Source organism: Streptomyces sp. UF-297 (genome assembly GCF_058245575.1).
Genome location: NZ_JBSIBZ010000081.1, coordinates 1 through 15,117, shown reverse-complemented (window position 1 = coordinate 15,117; position 15,117 = coordinate 1). Strand labels below are relative to the sequence as shown.

At 73.0% G+C, this 15,117-nt stretch carries 11 protein-coding genes; 1 reads left to right on the top strand and 10 read right to left on the bottom strand.

Annotation, left to right across the window (positions count from 1 at the left end; all coding sequences use genetic code 11):
- Positions 1-35 precede the first annotated feature (35 nt).
- The 8 genes from AC4IJH_RS33845 to AC4IJH_RS33810 all read right to left on the bottom strand — a co-directional run bounded on the left by AC4IJH_RS33845 (position 36) and on the right by AC4IJH_RS33810 (position 11,929).
- Positions 36-1,466: an FAD-dependent oxidoreductase gene (locus AC4IJH_RS33845; RefSeq protein ID WP_490855775.1), complete on the bottom strand. Its 1,431-nt coding sequence runs from the start codon at positions 1,464-1,466 to the stop codon at positions 36-38.
- A complete protein-coding gene (locus AC4IJH_RS33840) occupies positions 1,463-3,589 on the bottom strand; it encodes a molybdopterin oxidoreductase family protein (RefSeq protein WP_490855774.1) in 2,127 nt (708 codons plus the stop codon). Before AC4IJH_RS33840 ends, AC4IJH_RS33845 begins: the two co-directional genes overlap by 4 nt.
- Positions 3,582-4,994: an MFS transporter gene (locus tag AC4IJH_RS33835; RefSeq protein ID WP_490855773.1), complete on the bottom strand. Its 1,413-nt coding sequence runs from the start codon at positions 4,992-4,994 to the stop codon at positions 3,582-3,584. Before AC4IJH_RS33835 ends, AC4IJH_RS33840 begins: the two co-directional genes overlap by 8 nt.
- Positions 4,991-6,547, bottom strand: coding sequence for a lyase family protein (locus AC4IJH_RS33830; RefSeq protein WP_490855772.1), 1,557 nt, complete (start codon positions 6,545-6,547; stop codon positions 4,991-4,993). Before AC4IJH_RS33830 ends, AC4IJH_RS33835 begins: the two co-directional genes overlap by 4 nt.
- Positions 6,544-8,541, bottom strand: coding sequence for an FAD/NAD(P)-binding protein (locus AC4IJH_RS33825; RefSeq protein ID WP_490855771.1), 1,998 nt, complete (start codon positions 8,539-8,541; stop codon positions 6,544-6,546). The genes AC4IJH_RS33830 and AC4IJH_RS33825 overlap by 4 nt, the downstream gene beginning before the upstream one ends.
- Positions 8,538-10,109, bottom strand: a complete 1,572-nt coding sequence (locus AC4IJH_RS33820) for a class I adenylate-forming enzyme family protein (RefSeq protein ID WP_490855770.1) — start codon at positions 10,107-10,109, stop codon at positions 8,538-8,540. The genes AC4IJH_RS33825 and AC4IJH_RS33820 overlap by 4 nt, the downstream gene beginning before the upstream one ends.
- 50 nt (positions 10,110-10,159) lie before the next feature.
- Positions 10,160-10,741: an SRPBCC family protein gene (locus tag AC4IJH_RS33815; RefSeq protein WP_490855769.1), complete on the bottom strand. Its 582-nt coding sequence runs from the start codon at positions 10,739-10,741 to the stop codon at positions 10,160-10,162.
- 210 nt (positions 10,742-10,951) lie between these two features.
- The gene (locus tag AC4IJH_RS33810) at positions 10,952-11,929 is read right to left on the bottom strand and encodes an NADPH:quinone reductase (protein ID WP_490855768.1); all 978 of its coding nucleotides are present in this window, start codon (positions 11,927-11,929) and stop codon (positions 10,952-10,954) included.
- A gap of 99 nt (positions 11,930-12,028) precedes the next feature.
- On the opposite strand from AC4IJH_RS33810, the gene AC4IJH_RS33805 reads away from it, so the two are divergent.
- On the top strand, positions 12,029-12,481 hold the full coding sequence (locus tag AC4IJH_RS33805) for a GNAT family N-acetyltransferase (protein ID WP_490855767.1): 453 nt from the start codon (positions 12,029-12,031) through the stop codon (positions 12,479-12,481).
- Between the two features lie 26 nt (positions 12,482-12,507).
- On the opposite strand, the gene AC4IJH_RS33800 is transcribed toward AC4IJH_RS33805, so the two are convergent.
- Complete coding sequence (locus tag AC4IJH_RS33800; protein WP_490855766.1) at positions 12,508-14,061, bottom strand: hypothetical protein; 1,554 nt, start codon at positions 14,059-14,061, stop codon at positions 12,508-12,510.
- On the bottom strand, positions 14,058-14,960 hold the full coding sequence (locus tag AC4IJH_RS33795) for an ABC transporter ATP-binding protein (RefSeq protein ID WP_490855765.1): 903 nt from the start codon (positions 14,958-14,960) through the stop codon (positions 14,058-14,060). Before AC4IJH_RS33795 ends, AC4IJH_RS33800 begins: the two co-directional genes overlap by 4 nt.
- Between the last annotated feature and the right edge of the window lie 157 nt (positions 14,961-15,117).

Sequence of the window (15,117 nt, the reverse complement as noted above, 5' to 3'; positions counted from 1 at the left end):
CCTTTCACGCTGGGAAGTGGGTCGCCGGTACGGCATCACCGCCCGGTCGCCGGCCGGGCGGCGCACGCCCGCAGCACGTCCTGGGCGCAGCTGCCGCAGCCGGTGGTGGCGCGGGTGGCGGCGGCCAGCTTCGGAAGGTCGCGGGCGCCGCCCTGCCAGGCCCGTACGATCACGGCCTTGGTGACGTTGTTGCACACGCACACCACGGCCTCGTCGGGCAGTTCGGTGCTCCCGCCGTACGCGCCGGCGTCGGTGCCCGCCAGCAGGGCCAGCCGGTCGGCGGGCACCGGCTCGTCCCGGTCGTACAGGCCGGTGACGACGGCGGCCGCCCGGGGCAGGCCCATCAGCACGGCGCTGCGCACCCGCCCGTTGTGCAGGGTCAGGCTGGCGTGCCGGCCGCGGTCCTGGTCGGTGAAGGTGACCGTCTCGGTGCCGGTGGCGCCGGGGCGCCCCATGCTGACCAGGTCGAGTCCGGGTGCCTTGAGGCGGGTGACGGGCCTGGGGGGCTCGGGGCGGCCCGCCGCGTGGCGCCGCTGCGGCGCGCCGCCGGCCAGCAGCGCGGCCAGCCGGTCGGCCTGTTCCCAGGCGGACTCCAGGCCGCCGGGCCCGCCGTAGACGCCCGCCGCGCGCGGCTGTGCGCAGTCCCCCAGCGCGTAGATGTGCGCGTCGCTGGTGCGCAGCTGCCGGTCGACGAGGATGCCGCGGTCCACGGCGAGTCCGGCCTCGTCGGCCAGCGCGGCGTCGGGACTGACGCCGGTGCACAGCAGCAGGGTGTCGGCCTCGGCGACCTGGCCGTCGTCCAGCAGCACCTTGCCCGGCACCCGCTCGGCGGCCCGGCGGCCCAGGTAGAGCACGACGCCCGCGCCGGAGAGGTGGTGGACCAGCAACTGACCCGCCTCTGCGTCCAGTTGGCGGTTGAGCGGGTGGGAGTGCGGGTGGATGAGGGTGACCTCGCGGCCCGCCCTGCGCAGCGCCAGGGACGCCTCGATGCCGAGCACGCCGCCGCCGAGCACCGCCACCGGGCCAGCAGTGAGGTGCGCGCAGTCGGCGAGGGTGCGCAGCACGGTGGTGCCCGCCGACGGGTCGCCGGCGTAGGCGGTGGGGGCGGCGCCGGGCAGGCGCGGCACGTTCGGGCGGGCCCCGGTGGCCAGGACGAGCGCGCCGTAGGGGTGGGCGCCGCCGTCGTCGGCGTGCACCACGCGGGCGGCCCGGTCCACGCGCACGGCGCGGGTGCCCGTCAGCACCCGGGTCGCGCCCCCGGGCGCGGGCAGCGCTATGGCCCCGGGCGGCAGGGTGCCGTCCAGGACCGACGTCAACAGGGCCCGGTTGTAGGCGCCTTGGGGCTCTTCGCCCAGCACCGTCACCGGCCCCTCATGGCCGCGGGCCCTGAGCCGTTCCACCAGCCGCTGCCCCGCGGGCCCGTTGCCGATGACCACGATGGTGGTGCTGTGTCCGCTGTTGTTCATCCCCCCGCCTCCCGTTGCGTGACCGGCTCGATCCGTACCGCGCACACCTTGAACTCCGGCATCCGGCTGCGCGGGTCCAGGGCGGGCGAGGTCAGCAAGTTGGCCCGGCCGTCCCCGGGGAAGTGGAACGGCAGGAAGACCGTGTCGGTGCGCAGGGTCGCGTCCAGGCGCACCCGCGCCACCGTGCTGCCGCGCGCCGAACTCACCCGCGCCAGGCCGCCCTCGCTCAAGTGGGCGCGGGCCGCGGTGTCCGGGTGCACCTGGACGAAGGCCTCGGGCGCCGCCTCGTTCAGCTCGGCCACGCGCCGGGTCTGGGCGCCGGACTGGTACTGCGCCAGCACCCGTCCCGTGGTGGCGTACAGCGGCCAGCGCTCGCTCGTCTCCTCGGCGGGGCCGCGGTGCTCCACCTCGGCGAAGCGGGCCAGCCCGTCCGCGTGCGCGAAGCGCTCCAGGAAGAGCCGCGGGGTGCCCGGGTGCGCACCCGCGTCGTCCTGGGGGCAGGGCCAGTGCAGCACCTCGCCCGCGTCCAGGCGGTCGTAGGTGATGCCGGAGTAGTCGGCGACGCCGCCCCGTGAGGCGGCGCGCAGCTCCTCGAAGACGGCGCGCGGCTCGGTGGGGTAGCGCTCGGGCGGCTCGCCCAGGCGCACCGCCAGGCCGTGCAGCAGGTCCAGGTCGCCGCGGACGCCCGGCGGCGGGGACAGCAGGGCGCGGCGGCGCAGCACCCGGCCCTCCAGGCTGGTCATGGTGCCCTCCTCCTCGGCCCACTGGGTCACCGGCAGCACCACGTGCGCCATCCGTGCCGTCTCCGAGGGCACGAAGTCGGCGACTACCAACAGGTCCAGGGAGGCCAGGCGCCGGGATATGCGGGCGGCGTGCGGGGCCGAGACCACGGGGTTGGAGCCCAGGACCAGCAGGGCGCGCGGTCCGTCCGCGGTGCCCAGCGCGTCCAGGAGTTCGTACGCGCTGCGCCCCGGCCCCGGCAGCGAGTCGGGCCGGACGCCCCATACGCCCGCGACATGGGCGCGGGCCGCCGGGTCGGTCAGGGAGCGGTAGCCGGGCAGCTGGTCGGCCTTCTGGCCGTGCTCGCGCCCGCCCTGCCCGTTGCCCTGGCCGGTCAGACAGCCGTAGCCGCTGCCCGTGCGGCCCGGCAGGCCCAGGGTCAGGGCGAGGTTGATGAAGGCGGCCACCGTGTCGGTGCCCTTGCTGTGCTGCTCGGCGCCGCGCCCGGTCAGCACATACGCACGGCCGGCCGCGCCCAGCATCCGTACCGCCGCGCGCTGTTCGGCCACCGGCACCCCGGTCACCCGCTCCACGCGCTCGGGCCACCAGGTCACCGCGCGCCGCCAGGCCGCCTCGAAGCCGGTGGTGCGCGCGTCCACGTACGCCTTGTCCAGGAAGCCCTCGCCGACCGCGAGGTGCAACAGGCCCAGCGCCAGGGCGAGATCGGTGCCGGGCGCGGGCTGCAGGTGCAGGGCCGCGCGCTCGGCGGTGCGGGTGCGGCGCGGGTCGATCACGACGAGGTCGGCGCGCTCCAGGTGGCGCATCAGCGGCGGCATCGTCTCGGCCGGGTTGGCGCCGGCCAGCAGGACGACGTCGGCCGCGCCGAGGTCGGTGACGGGGAAGGGCAGCCCGCGGTCCAGGCCGAAGGCGGCGTTGCCCGCCGCGGCGGCCGAGGACATGCAGAAGCGGCCGTTGTAGTCGATCTGGCTGGTGCCCAGCGCCAGGCGGGCGAACTTGCCCAGCAGATAGGCCTTTTCGTTGGTCAGCCCGCCGCCGCCGAACACGCCGACGGCGTCCGGTCCGTGCTCCTCGCGGATCGCGTGCAGCCGCCCGGCGACGGTGTCCAGGGCGGTGTCCCAGTCCGTCTCGGCCAGCCGCCCGTCCGCCCCGCGCACCAGCGGGCGCACGATCCTGTCGGGCACGCCCAGCAGCGCGGGCGCGGTCCAGCCCTTGCGGCACAACCCGCCCTGGTTGACCGGGAATTGCTCGTCGGGCCGCACCGTCACCGCTTCGGCGCTGCCGCCCGACAGGTGCGTGCCGCACTGCAGCGCGCAGTAGGGACAGTGCGTGCGCACCGCCCGCTGCGACGGCGGCGCGCTGCCCGGGGCGGCGGTGTCAGACACGGCTGGCTTCCTGGCGTACGGGGGCGGACTCCTGGACCGTACGCCTCCCGCGCCTCAAGTACACCGCGCCGATCAGCACCACACACAGCGCGTAGTAGCCCAGGAAGGACCAGAACGCCGGTGTGCCCGAGCCCGATCCGTCGCCGTAGGAGGCGCGGAAGGCCAGGTTGATGGCGACGCCGCCGAGCGCGCCCAGCGCCCCGGCGATGGCGATCGTGGCGCCCGACAGGCGGCGGGCGGCGGCGAAGGCACCGGCCGCGTCCCGCCCCGAGGTCACCGCCTGCTCGGCCCGGTCGGCGAAGATCGCGGGGATCATCTTGTACGTGGAGCCGTTGCCCAGACCGCTGAGGACGAACAGCGCGGTGAAGCCGCCCACGAACAGCCCGAAGGAGCCGGCCGCCGAGGCCACCAGCAGCACGCCGGTGCCCACGGCCATGCCCAGGAAGTTGACCAGGGTGACCCTGGCGCCGCCGAAGCGGTCGGCGAGCTTTCCGCCGACGGGCCGGAACAGCGAGCCCAGCAGCGGCCCGAGGAAGGTGTAGCCGGCCGCCTGAAGGGGCGAGGAGCCGAACTCGTTTTGCAGCACCAGGCCGAAGGCGAAGCCGTAGCCGATGAACGAGCCGAAGGTGCCGATGTAGAGCAGCGAGATCCACCAGGTGTGCGAGACGCCCGCCGCCTCGCGCTGGGCGCCGGGGGCCGCGCGTACGGCGGTGACGTTGTCCATCTTCAGCGCGGCCAGCAGCGCGGCCAGCACGATCAGCGGCAGGTAGACGGCGGCCACATAGGACGGGTGGGTGTTGCCCGCGGTGGAGATGACCAGCAGGCCGATCAGCTGGATGACGGCGACGCCGAGGTTGCCGCCGCCCGCGTTCAGGCCCAGCGCCCAGCCCTGGTGGCGCTGCGGGAAGAAGGCGGTGATGTTGGTCATCGAGGACGCGAAGTTGCCGCCGCCGACGCCTGCCGCGGCGCCGATGAGCGCGAACGCCCACAGCGGGGTGCCGGGCTGCTGGATGAAGACGAGCGCCAGTACGGCGGGGACGAGCAGGATTGCGGTGGCGAAGATCGTCCAGTTGCGGCCGCCGAAGCGGGTGACCGCGTAGCTGTAGGGCAGCCGCAGCAGCGCGCCCACCAGCGTGGGCACGACCACCAGCAGGAACTTCTCGCCGGGCGCGAAGTGGAAGCCGATCTGCGGCGACATGAACAGCACCAGGACCGACCACATGCTCCACACCGAGAAGCCGATGTGCTCGGAGAAGACCGAGAGCCACAGGTTGCGGCGGGCGATGCGCTTGCCGCCGCGCTCCCACGCGGCCTCGTCCTCGGGGTCCCAGTTCTCGATCCAGCGCCCGCCGCGGCCACTGGCGCGGGCAGAGCTCGCCGGGGTGCGGGTGTCGGTGGTGGTCATGGCCGCACCGCCCGGTCCACCAACGCGCCCGCCGCGCCCGTGTAGTTGGCGGGTTCGCACAGCGCGGTCAGCTCCTGGGCGGTGAAGACGCCGGACAGCTCCTGGGTACGGGCCAGCACCTCGGCCAGCGGCAGCCCGCTCTCCCCCGCCGTGGCCGAGGCCGCGGTCAGCAGCCGCTTGGCGGCCGCCTTGCCCAGGCGCGGGGCCAGTACGGCGGCGATGCGCTCGGAGACGATCTGGCTGCCGGTCAGGGCGAGGTTGGCGCGCATCCGCTCGGGGCGCACCTGGAGCCCTTCGGTGAGTTCGACGGCGGTGTGGGCCGCGCCCCCGGTCAGCCGCAGGCACTCGCGCAGCAGCTGCCACTCGGCGTGCCAGGCGCCTGCCGAACGCTCGTCCTCGGAGACCAGGCACTGGGTGAGCCCGGCGGCGATCACCGGGACCTGCAGGGCGGCGCTGCGCATGAGGGTGGCCAGGACCGGGTTGCGCTTGTGCGGCATGGCCGAGGAGCTGCCGCGCCCTTCGGCGGCGGGCTCGCCGACCTCGCCGACCTCGGTGCGGGTCAGCGACTGCACATCCACCGCGATCTTCCCCAGCGCCCCGGCGGTGAAGGCCAGGGCGGCGGCCAGGTCGGCCATGGGGGTGCGCAGGGTGTGCCAGGGCAGGGCGGCGCGGGAGAGCCCGGTCTCGTCGGCGAAGGCGGCGACGAGGCGGTCCGCATACCGGCCTGCGTCGAACTCGCCTCCACTGCCTTGGTGTTGAGGATCGGCGCCGGGCGGTCCGTAGCTGCCCGCGTCGACCGCCTCGCAGGCGCCGACGGTGGGCTCGCCGTACTTGTCGCCCGCGTGCGCCGCGCAGGGCTCGGCCTGCTCCGCGCCCGCGCCGTCGCCCCCGTCGATCCTGGCGTACTCCAGATAGCCCGCGAGGGTTCCCGCGGCGCCGCCGACCGAGACCGGCAGCCCGCTGCTGAGCACCCGGCCCAGCCGGTGGTGGGCGTCCAGCAGCAGCTGGCGCCAGCCGGCCGCCTTGAGGCCGAAGGTGGTGGGCACCGCCTGGAGGGCCAGGGTGCGGCCCGGCATGACGGTGTCGCGGTGCGCGTCGGCGAGTTCGCACAGCGCGGCGGCCGCGCGGGCCAGGTCCGCGCGGATGATCCGCAGGGTGCGCCGGGCCACCAGCATGGCGCCGGTGTCCAGGACGTCCTGGCTGGTGGAGCCGCGGTGGACGTACTCCGCGGCCGTCGGGTCCTCGGCGGCCACGACGGCGGTGAACGCCTGGACCAGGCCGACGACGGGGTTGGCGGTCTCCCGGGAGGCCAGCGCCAGGGACCTCAGGTCCAGGCGCTCGGCGCGGGCGGCCCGGGTGATGACCTCGGCCGCCTCCTTGGGGACGGTGCCCAGGCGGGCCTGGGCCCTGGCCAGGGCCGCCTCCGCGTCGAGCATGGCCTGCAGCCATGCCCGGTCGCAGACGGCGGCCTCGGCCGGGGTCCCGGCCCGCACCGGCGAGAGCAGACCGGCGTCGGTGAGAACGTCGGTCAGCGCATCGGTCGGTGCGCTCACACGATCACGCCCGTCAGATCGGTCTCGTCCTCCAAGGGGCGTACGGCGTGCGGGACATGGGCGATGGGCGGCAGGCCCAGCACCGCGCGGGCGATGGCGTCGGAGTCGCCGAGGGTGACGGAGTCCACGCCGGGGCGGATGCCGGCCGCGGTGACCCAGTGCACCGACTCGGTGGGCACGCCGTAGGCGAACCGGCGCGGGTGCGCCCGGCCCTTGGCGTCCAGCAGCCGGTAGGGCCGCTCGGTGACCGCGAGCCCGCCGGTCTGGTAGCTGGTGCCGCAGGCCCCGTTGATGGTGAACGGGTGGGCCTGGTCGGTCTCCAGCAGGTGCCGCAGCAGCGGGTCGTTGGTGCGGCGCAGGTCCGGCTCGGGCAGCCGGGCCTCGATCAGCGCGGTGGCGCGGACCGGCGGTCCGGGGACCACACTGGAGGTGGCGATGAAGGCCGGGACGGTGGTGTCGATCCGTACCTGGGTGCCGGGCCCGGTGATCTCCAGAATGCCGGCCTCGATCAGCGCGATCATCTCCTCGATGCGGGAGACGGGCGGGCCGATGGACAGGAAGGCGTTGAGCGGGGTGTACCAGCCCTCCAGGTCGTCCCGGTGGGAGTTGCCCTCCAGGCCGCCGTGGTCCACCGCCAGACGGATCTCGTTGCGCAGGTCGCGCAGGACGTCCAGGGCCGCCTTGACGGGCCCGCTGACGTTGCCCTGGCGGGCCGCCTCCACGTCCTTGGCCAGGTACTCCAGCAGCCAGCCGCGGAACTCGTCGCGGTCGGCGAACTCCCGTCCCCCGTACGGCTTGGAGAGCTTCTCCCAGTCCCAGCGGTCCGCCTCCTCGATGCCGTACTCGTCCAGGATCGCGGACGGGTCGGCGCCGGTGGGAGCGTTCAGGTAGCGCTCCACGAAGGCCTCGCGGTCGCTGTCGTCACCGCGGTTGGTCAGCAGCGTGCCGTAGTAGACGCTCTCCACCTCGGAGCAGATCAGCGGCCACAGGTCGGTGCCGAAGTGCACCCGCTCGCCGTCCACCGCACGGTCGCGCAGCGACTCGATGTACTCGGGGGTCAGCAGGCGCGGGAAGTAGCGTCCGTAGGCGCCCTTCTCGTTCTCGCCCCGTGCGTGGTACGGCACTCCGCGGCGCGAGAAGGCCACCAGGCGCGGCTCCTGACCGGAGGCGCAGTAGACCAGCTTGCCGTTGCTGCCGCGGGTGAAGGTGCCGCCGCGGCCGACGGTGAACAGCGCCATGTGGTCGAAGAAGTTCAGGCCCAGACCGCGCAGCAGCACCGTGCGCCCCGCCTGGATCTCGCTGAGGTCCAGGTCGGCCGGGTTCGCCGGGGTGACGTAGGTGAGGTAGTGGATACGGGCCAGGCTCGCGGTACGCGCCTCGCGCGGGGTCAGCCGCGCCGGGACGTGCCCCTGGGCCAGGATGACCGCGTCCAGCTGGTTGAGCCGGGTGCCGTCCTCCAGCCGTACGCCCTGGGGGCCGCCGGTGACGCCGTAGGTGTCGGCGATGGCCACGGCCTTGCAGCGGTGCACCCGGATGGTGACGTGGTCGGGGGCGCCGGCCACCACGCGCTGGAAGCTGTCGTTGAGGTAGCTGCCGTAGAACGCGCGGGTGGGGTAGGTGTCCGGGCCCAGCTTGCGGGCCTCCTCCAGCAGTTCGGCGTCGCTGAAGGGCGAGTCGGCCGAGGCCGTGCCGCCCAGGTCGGCCAGGTCACGGGCCCACTCGTACAGGCTGGGACCGGCCTCGATGGGGCCGTCGATGTTCGCGCTGTCGTCGGTGTAGACGGTGATCTGCGAGGCGACGGTGTTCATCAGCAGGTGGCGGGACTGCTCGGTGCGCCAGACCTTGCCCGCGCCGGGCGCCGAGGGGTCCACGACGTGGATGGTGACCACGGCGTGCGAGGGCGCGCTGCGCTCGTTGGCGCACAGCCGCTCGATGACGGACAGCCCGCGCGGGCCGGCGCCGACGATGCATATCTCCAGGTGGTTCTCGCTCATGCCGACTCTCCTCCGTTGGCCAGCAGACGTGCGAGCTCCAGACGCTTGATCTTGGTGGTAGCGGTCTGCGGCAGGTCTTCAAGTCGCCACTGCACCGGCGCGCCCATGTCGGGCAGGCCCTTTTGGGCCGCCTTCCACACGTCCAGGTCCAGGGGCTTGTCGTCACGCGTGCACACCACGGGTACGGGCTTGCCGTCCGCGCCCGGGATGATGATGACCTCGACGAGTTCGGGCACCCGCGCGAAGAGCTTGTCCTCGATCTCCAGCGTGCTCTCCACGCCGGGGATCTCGTCCACCTCGCGGTCCAGCAGGTGCAGACAGCCCCACTTGGTGCGGTAGCCGACATCGCCCATCCGCCACCAGCCGTCGTTGACCTGCTTCTGCCAGCGCTCGTGCTCGCCGAGGTAACTCACGATGCGGCCATCGCTCTTGATCTCGATGAAGCCGGGGTTGGAGCGGGTGGGGTGCTTGCCGTCGCGGCTGACCACCCGCACGGCGGTCATGCCGGGGAACGGCGAGCCCACGCAGCGCCCGTCGGCCTCCGCTCCGCGGTGCTTGGTGTACGTACGGGCCGCGATCGGGCCCACCTCGCTCTGCCCGTACGCCTGGGCGAACAGCGGCAGTGTGCGGCGCGAGGCGCCCAGCAGGCGGTGCACGGTGCGCGGGTGGATGGCGTCGAAGGTGCTGGAGAAGTACTTCACCTTGGCCAGCGGCTGGCGCGGGTCCTCCACCAGTTCCTCCCAGCGCAGGAAGGTGTTGGGGTGCGCCTCGATCAGTCCGGGCGGCGCCTGGGCGAACAGCTCGGCCACGACCTTGGGGTCGTCGTCGCGCAGCACGATCAGCGGGTGGCCCTGGAGGATCGAGATGGGCATCGCGGTGAACATCCGCGAGTGCACGAACGAGACGTGCACCGCGACCGGTTCGCGCTTCTTGACGGCCGACTTCACGACCGTGGCCTGCGGGCGGTAGCGCGCCTCGAAGGTGTGGCCGGTGTGTACGGCGAGCTTGGGCGTACCGGTGGTGCCCGAGGTGTGGGTGACCAGCGTCGGGTGGGCCGGTCCCATGTCGATGGGGGCGGCCGGTTCGGCACCGGCCAGCTCCGCCAGGTTGGTGGCGTCCGCGTACGTGCCGGTGGTCAGCAGCACCCGCGCGGACAGGTCGAAGATCTCCGGCGGCAGTGAATCGTCGAGCTTCGCCTGGTCGGTGATCAGGTACGGCTTGTTGCACCGCCGTACCAGCTCGGCGACGGTGGCGCCGTCCAGCTTGGGGGACAGCAGGACGGGCACCGCGCCGATCCGCGCGATGATGCAGGCCAGCAGCGTGATGTCGAAGTTGTCGCTCTTGTGCACCACCACGCGGTCGCCGGGCCGGACCCTGGCGGCCCACAGCCGGGACGCGAAGTCATCGACCAGATCCGCCACCTCCGTCAGCGTCGCGCGGCGGCCCAGCTGCGGTGCGATGTCCAGGTCGTGATCGAGGATCACCAGATTAGCCGGGTGCCGGGCGGCCGCTCGGTCGAAGAGCGTGCCCAGCCGAATTCCCTTGTTCCCAATGCGCTGCAGAAACATCAGATCGCCTTCTCGTGCGGCCGTGGCCGTGGGGAGTCCGGTCTCAGTTCTCAGTGCTTTTCGATGACGTCCTTGATCCGCCCCAGCGTGGCGTCCAGGTCCTGCACCAGCTTGCTCGTCCAGTCGTCGACAAACTTCTCGCGGTCGCTCTCGTCGAGATCGGCCACGATCTTGTGAATGCCGGCGGTGGCCTTGCCCATACGGAAGTGGTGCACGAGTACGGAGCCCGTACCGCTCGGCGCCGGCTCGATGTCGAAGCCCCAGACGCTCTCCTGGTCCTCGGACGCGTGCGAGAGCATCATCCAGCGGAAGGTCTCGCCGGGCTCGGCCGCGACGATCCGCGCCTCGGTGTACCAGGTGCCGCGCACCAGCGGGGCCCAGCCCACCACGTCCTCTGCGCGGTAGTTCTCACCGCGGAAGACCGAGCCGACCTGCGAGGGCTCGCCGATCCACTCGCCGCCGCGGCACTCCGGGCTCCATTCGGCGCTGCGCGGCAGGTCGCTGATGACCGCGTAGACATCCTGCGGCCCGGCCGCCACCGGAATTTCGGCACGTATTTCAAAGAGCGGCGAGTTGTCGATGACTGACTTCTTCACCTCGGGCGACTTCACCGAATTCGTCGTTTCCGTCATGCTCGAAATCCTGCTGGAGCCCTACGCTCCGGTCAACGAGGGCCTCAGAGGTCCGTCAAGTCCGGTAAAGTGCAGCCATTTCGACCACACAAACGATCAGACATTGCCGCCGGTTATCAATTCCCTAATTATTGCCCAGGACAATTGTTCAGCGGACCCGAAGGATTACCTGGCCGCCGGCAATATACCGACGGCCACGAAACGGCAACCTCAACGGCCGGTCTCCAGAACGAACTTGCCGCGCATCTGCCCCGCCTCCAGGCGGCGGTGCGCCTGGGCGGCCTCGCTCAGCGGCAGCACCTCGGTGGCCGGCGGGTGCAGCGCGCCCTGCGCCAGCAGCCGGTTGATGCCCTCGGCCGCCTCCGCGAGTTCGGTGGTGGTGGCCTGGGAGATGGCGAAGCCGATCACCGAGCGGTCCAGCAGGTACAGCGGGCCGACCGGCAGCACGGGCCGGGTGCCCATCCCCGCCAGCAGGACGATACGGCCGCGCCGGGCCAGCAGGTCCACGGCAGGGTCCAGATCGTTGCCCGCCGAGGTGTCGATGAACAGGTCGGCGCCGCGCGGACAGGCATCCGCCAGGCGCTTGTACACATCGGGATCGCGGTAGTCGATCACCGTGTCGGCACCCAGCGCGCGGACCCGGTCCGCGTCCTTGGCACTCGCCGTGGCCACCACCCGCGCACCGGCGCGCGAGGCCATCACGGTCAGCGCGCCGCCCACGTTCCCGCCGCCCCCGAGCACGACGACGTTCTCACCGGCCCGCAGCCGGCCGTGGGTGAACAGCGCCAGGTAGGCGGTGGCGGCCGGGTGCGCCAGAGCGACGGCGGTCACCGGGTCCACCCCCTCGGGAAGGTGGTAGAGCCGGTCGGCGGGCACGACGACCTGCTCGGCCGCGGCACCCTGACGCCCCGCGTGGCCGAGGCTGTTGGACCACACACGGTCGCCGACGCGGAAGCCGGGCGTACCCGGCGACTCGGCCGCGACCGTACCGACCAGGTCCCGCCCAATCACGAACGGAAGGGCCAGGGGCGTGCGCCACGCCCCTGAACGGACAAAGGTGTCCACGTGGTTGACGGCGGTCACCGAGACATCGACCAGCACATCGGTCGGCCCCGGCAGCGGACTGGGCAGCTCGCCGTACCGGATGACCTCCGGCGCGCCGAGCTCCTCTATATAGGCGGCAAGCATGGCCCGCAGTCTGACATTCGGCCACGTACCGTGTCCCGACCTGACATTGCCCTCTGTCAGGTCCTACGGGTCAATGCGCCCAGCCCTACGCTGACCACCATGAACCGGACTTCCCCCGAACTCACCTTCCGCGACGTGGACCCGGCCTCCCCCGCCATGGCCCGCGACGTCGAGCCCCTCATCCGCGTACTGCGCCCCGACATGTCCCACGAGGAGTTCGTCTCCTTCGCCACCGAAGCACACGGCCAGGGCCTGGTGTTCACCACCGCCCACGACGAACAGGACCTCTGCGTCGGTGTGTTCACCCACCGCCTCCTGGCCACCAGCCGCGGCCGCCTCCTGTTCTGCGACGACCTGGTCACCGACCCGCAGCGGCGCTCCAAGGGCCTGGGCGCCCTGCTCCTGGCCGAACTGGAGTCCCGCGCCCGCGCCGCGGGCTGCGACCGCATAGAACTCGACACCGGCACCGGCAACCACGGCGCCCAGCGCTTCTACCTCACCAACCACCTCACCATCGACGCCTTCCACTTCGGCCTCCCGGTACGACCGTAGCTCCGCCGGCGGCGGGGGCACCGAACTCACCCGGTACGCGGCGCCCTTCGCCCGGACGCCGCCGCGAAGGCCACCACCATCAGCAGCCCCGCCCCCGTCGCCACGAGCACCGGCGAGAGCGCCGCCGCACGTCCGGGCAGCCGGCTCGCGCCCATGAAGTCCACGAAGGGCAGCCCGTTGACCACGGACCACCACAGGGGCAGATAGAGCGCCTGGAAGACCCGGTGGGTACGCGAAAGAGAGCCCACCGCCAACGCCAGGGACGGAATGAACAGCGCCCCGGCTGCCCACGAGGCCACCCCCTGCCCGTCGCCCGCCGCCACCACCCGCACCAGCGGCGCCGCGCCCACCGCACCCGTCAGCGCCACCCCCGCCGCCCACTCGGCCAGCAGCCGCAGCCGGGCCGCCGGATAGCCGCCGAGCAGCGTCTGCACCCCGTACTCGTGCCGCTGCGTACCCAGCCGCGACCACAGCAGTACGGGCCAGATCCACGCCATCGGCAGCACCACCCGCGTCGCCCCCGCCCCCGTCGCCGCCAGCCCGCCCAGCGAGATCACCGCCGCACCGGCCCACCACCACCAGGCCACGCCCTGCACCAGAATGCGGGCCTCCCCCACCACCAGCCGCAGCGCCACCCCCACCGGACCGCTCCGCTCGACACCAACACGCCCCCGCCCAGCGGACGTTGACCACCCCGCGTCCGGCATCACCACCTCCCGCACCTCGTCCCCACGCGCCGGATCGAACCTCCCGAACCACAACACCGGCAACAGCGCCACCACCACAGCGCCCCCCACCATCACCACCCGCGTCAGCACAAAGCCCCCGTCCGGCACGAAGCCACCCCACTCGAACGTCCGCAACGGCCGCTCCAGATACGTGAACCCCAGACTGAACTCGCCACTCACCGACCCGTACTGCGCCACCAGGTCCGTACGCATCGTGGCCACCGCCTGCCGCACGCCCATCACATCCAGCGAGCCGCCCGCGCCCTGCCCGCCCAGCACGACGGCCATCCACAGGAAGAACCACACCACGTTGCCCAGCCCGCCCCGCAGCACCGGCAGCGCCTCGGACACCAGGGCCGCCGCCGCCGTCACCGCGAGCACCGGCAGCACGATCGCCACGAACGGCAGCAGCAGCTCCACCGGCCGCACCGCGCCGGACTCGCCGCGCACCAGCTGCAGCACCGCGGCGGTCACCGCCAGCACCCCGGCCATCGAGGCGAGCACCAGCACACTGCTCAGCAGCTTGCCCACCAGATAGGACCCGGTCCGCAGCGGCGTCGCCGCCAGCACCCGGCCCACCCCTGAACTCTCGTCCCTGGACAGCCCGTTGCGTACGACGAAGAATCCCGCGAGGCTCAGCCACAGCGCCCCGGCCAGCGCCGTGGCCGTACCGACATAGGCGCTGGTGTGCCTGCCGCGATAGTCGCCGATCTGCAGGATCACCCAGTGGGAGTCCGCGGCCGGCACCGCCAGCGCGCCCAGTCCCACGGCACCCAGCAGGATCACCGCGTACGCGGGCCGCCGCACCCGGTCCCTGAAGTCGCCCAGCGCCAGCGCCCACAGCGCCCTCATCGGACCGCCACCGCCCCGCCGCCGACCACGGCGAGATAGGCGTCCTCCAGCCCCGGCTCCAGCAGCGCCGCACCCTGGTACGGACAGTGGTCGGACAGCAGCCGTATCCGCACCCCCTCGGCGGTGCGCACCATCCGGCTCACCGCGTACCGCGCCCGCACCGCCGGCACCGCCTCCGGCCCCACCAGCACCTCCCACACCCGCCCCGCCACCTCGCCGAGCAACTGCTCGGGCGCAGCGCGGCGCAGCAGCCGCCCGCCCGCGACGACCGCGATGTCACTCGCCACCGACTCGATGTCGGAGACGATGTGCGTGGAGAGCAACACCACCCGGTCCACCGCGAGTTCACTGAGCAGATCCCGCAGCCGCATCCGCTCCTCGGGGTCCAGCCCCGCGGTCGGCTCGTCCACGATGATCACCCGCGGGTCGGCGAGCAGCGCCTGCGCGATACCGACCCGGCGCAGCATGCCCCCCGAGTACTTCCCCAGCGGCCGCTTCCCCGCCTGCGTCAGATTGACCGTCTCCAGCAACTCGTCGATCCGCCCCCGCGCCGACCGCGCCGACATCCCCTTGGCCGCGGCCAGGTACGACAAAAACTCACGAGCCGTCAGATTCGGATACACCCCGAAGTCCTGCGGCAGGTACCCGAGCGCCCGCCGCAGCGCGCCGGGCCGCCGCACGGCGTCCTCCCCCTCGAAGAGAACCGCGCCCTCCGTAGGGCGCGTCACCGTCGCCGCGATCCGCATCAACGACGACTTGCCCGCCCCGTTGGGCCCCAACAGCCCGATCACCCCCGGGCCCATCCGCAACGTCACGCCCTCCACGGCCCGCTTTCCCCCGCGGTACGCCTTGCTGATCCCCACCAACTCCAGCGGGAACGCTGCCGCAGCCACCGTCATCCTTCAGCCCCTTTTCCGTCCGGCCTCCGCTCCGAGCATCGCGGCCGCCCGTCGGCCCCACATCTGCCGTTCGGCAGATATCCGCCTTCGGCGGGGGTGTGGAGTGTTTCGGGTGGTCGCCTGAGGTTTCGTCGTGGGGTCGGGGCCGCCCCGGGGG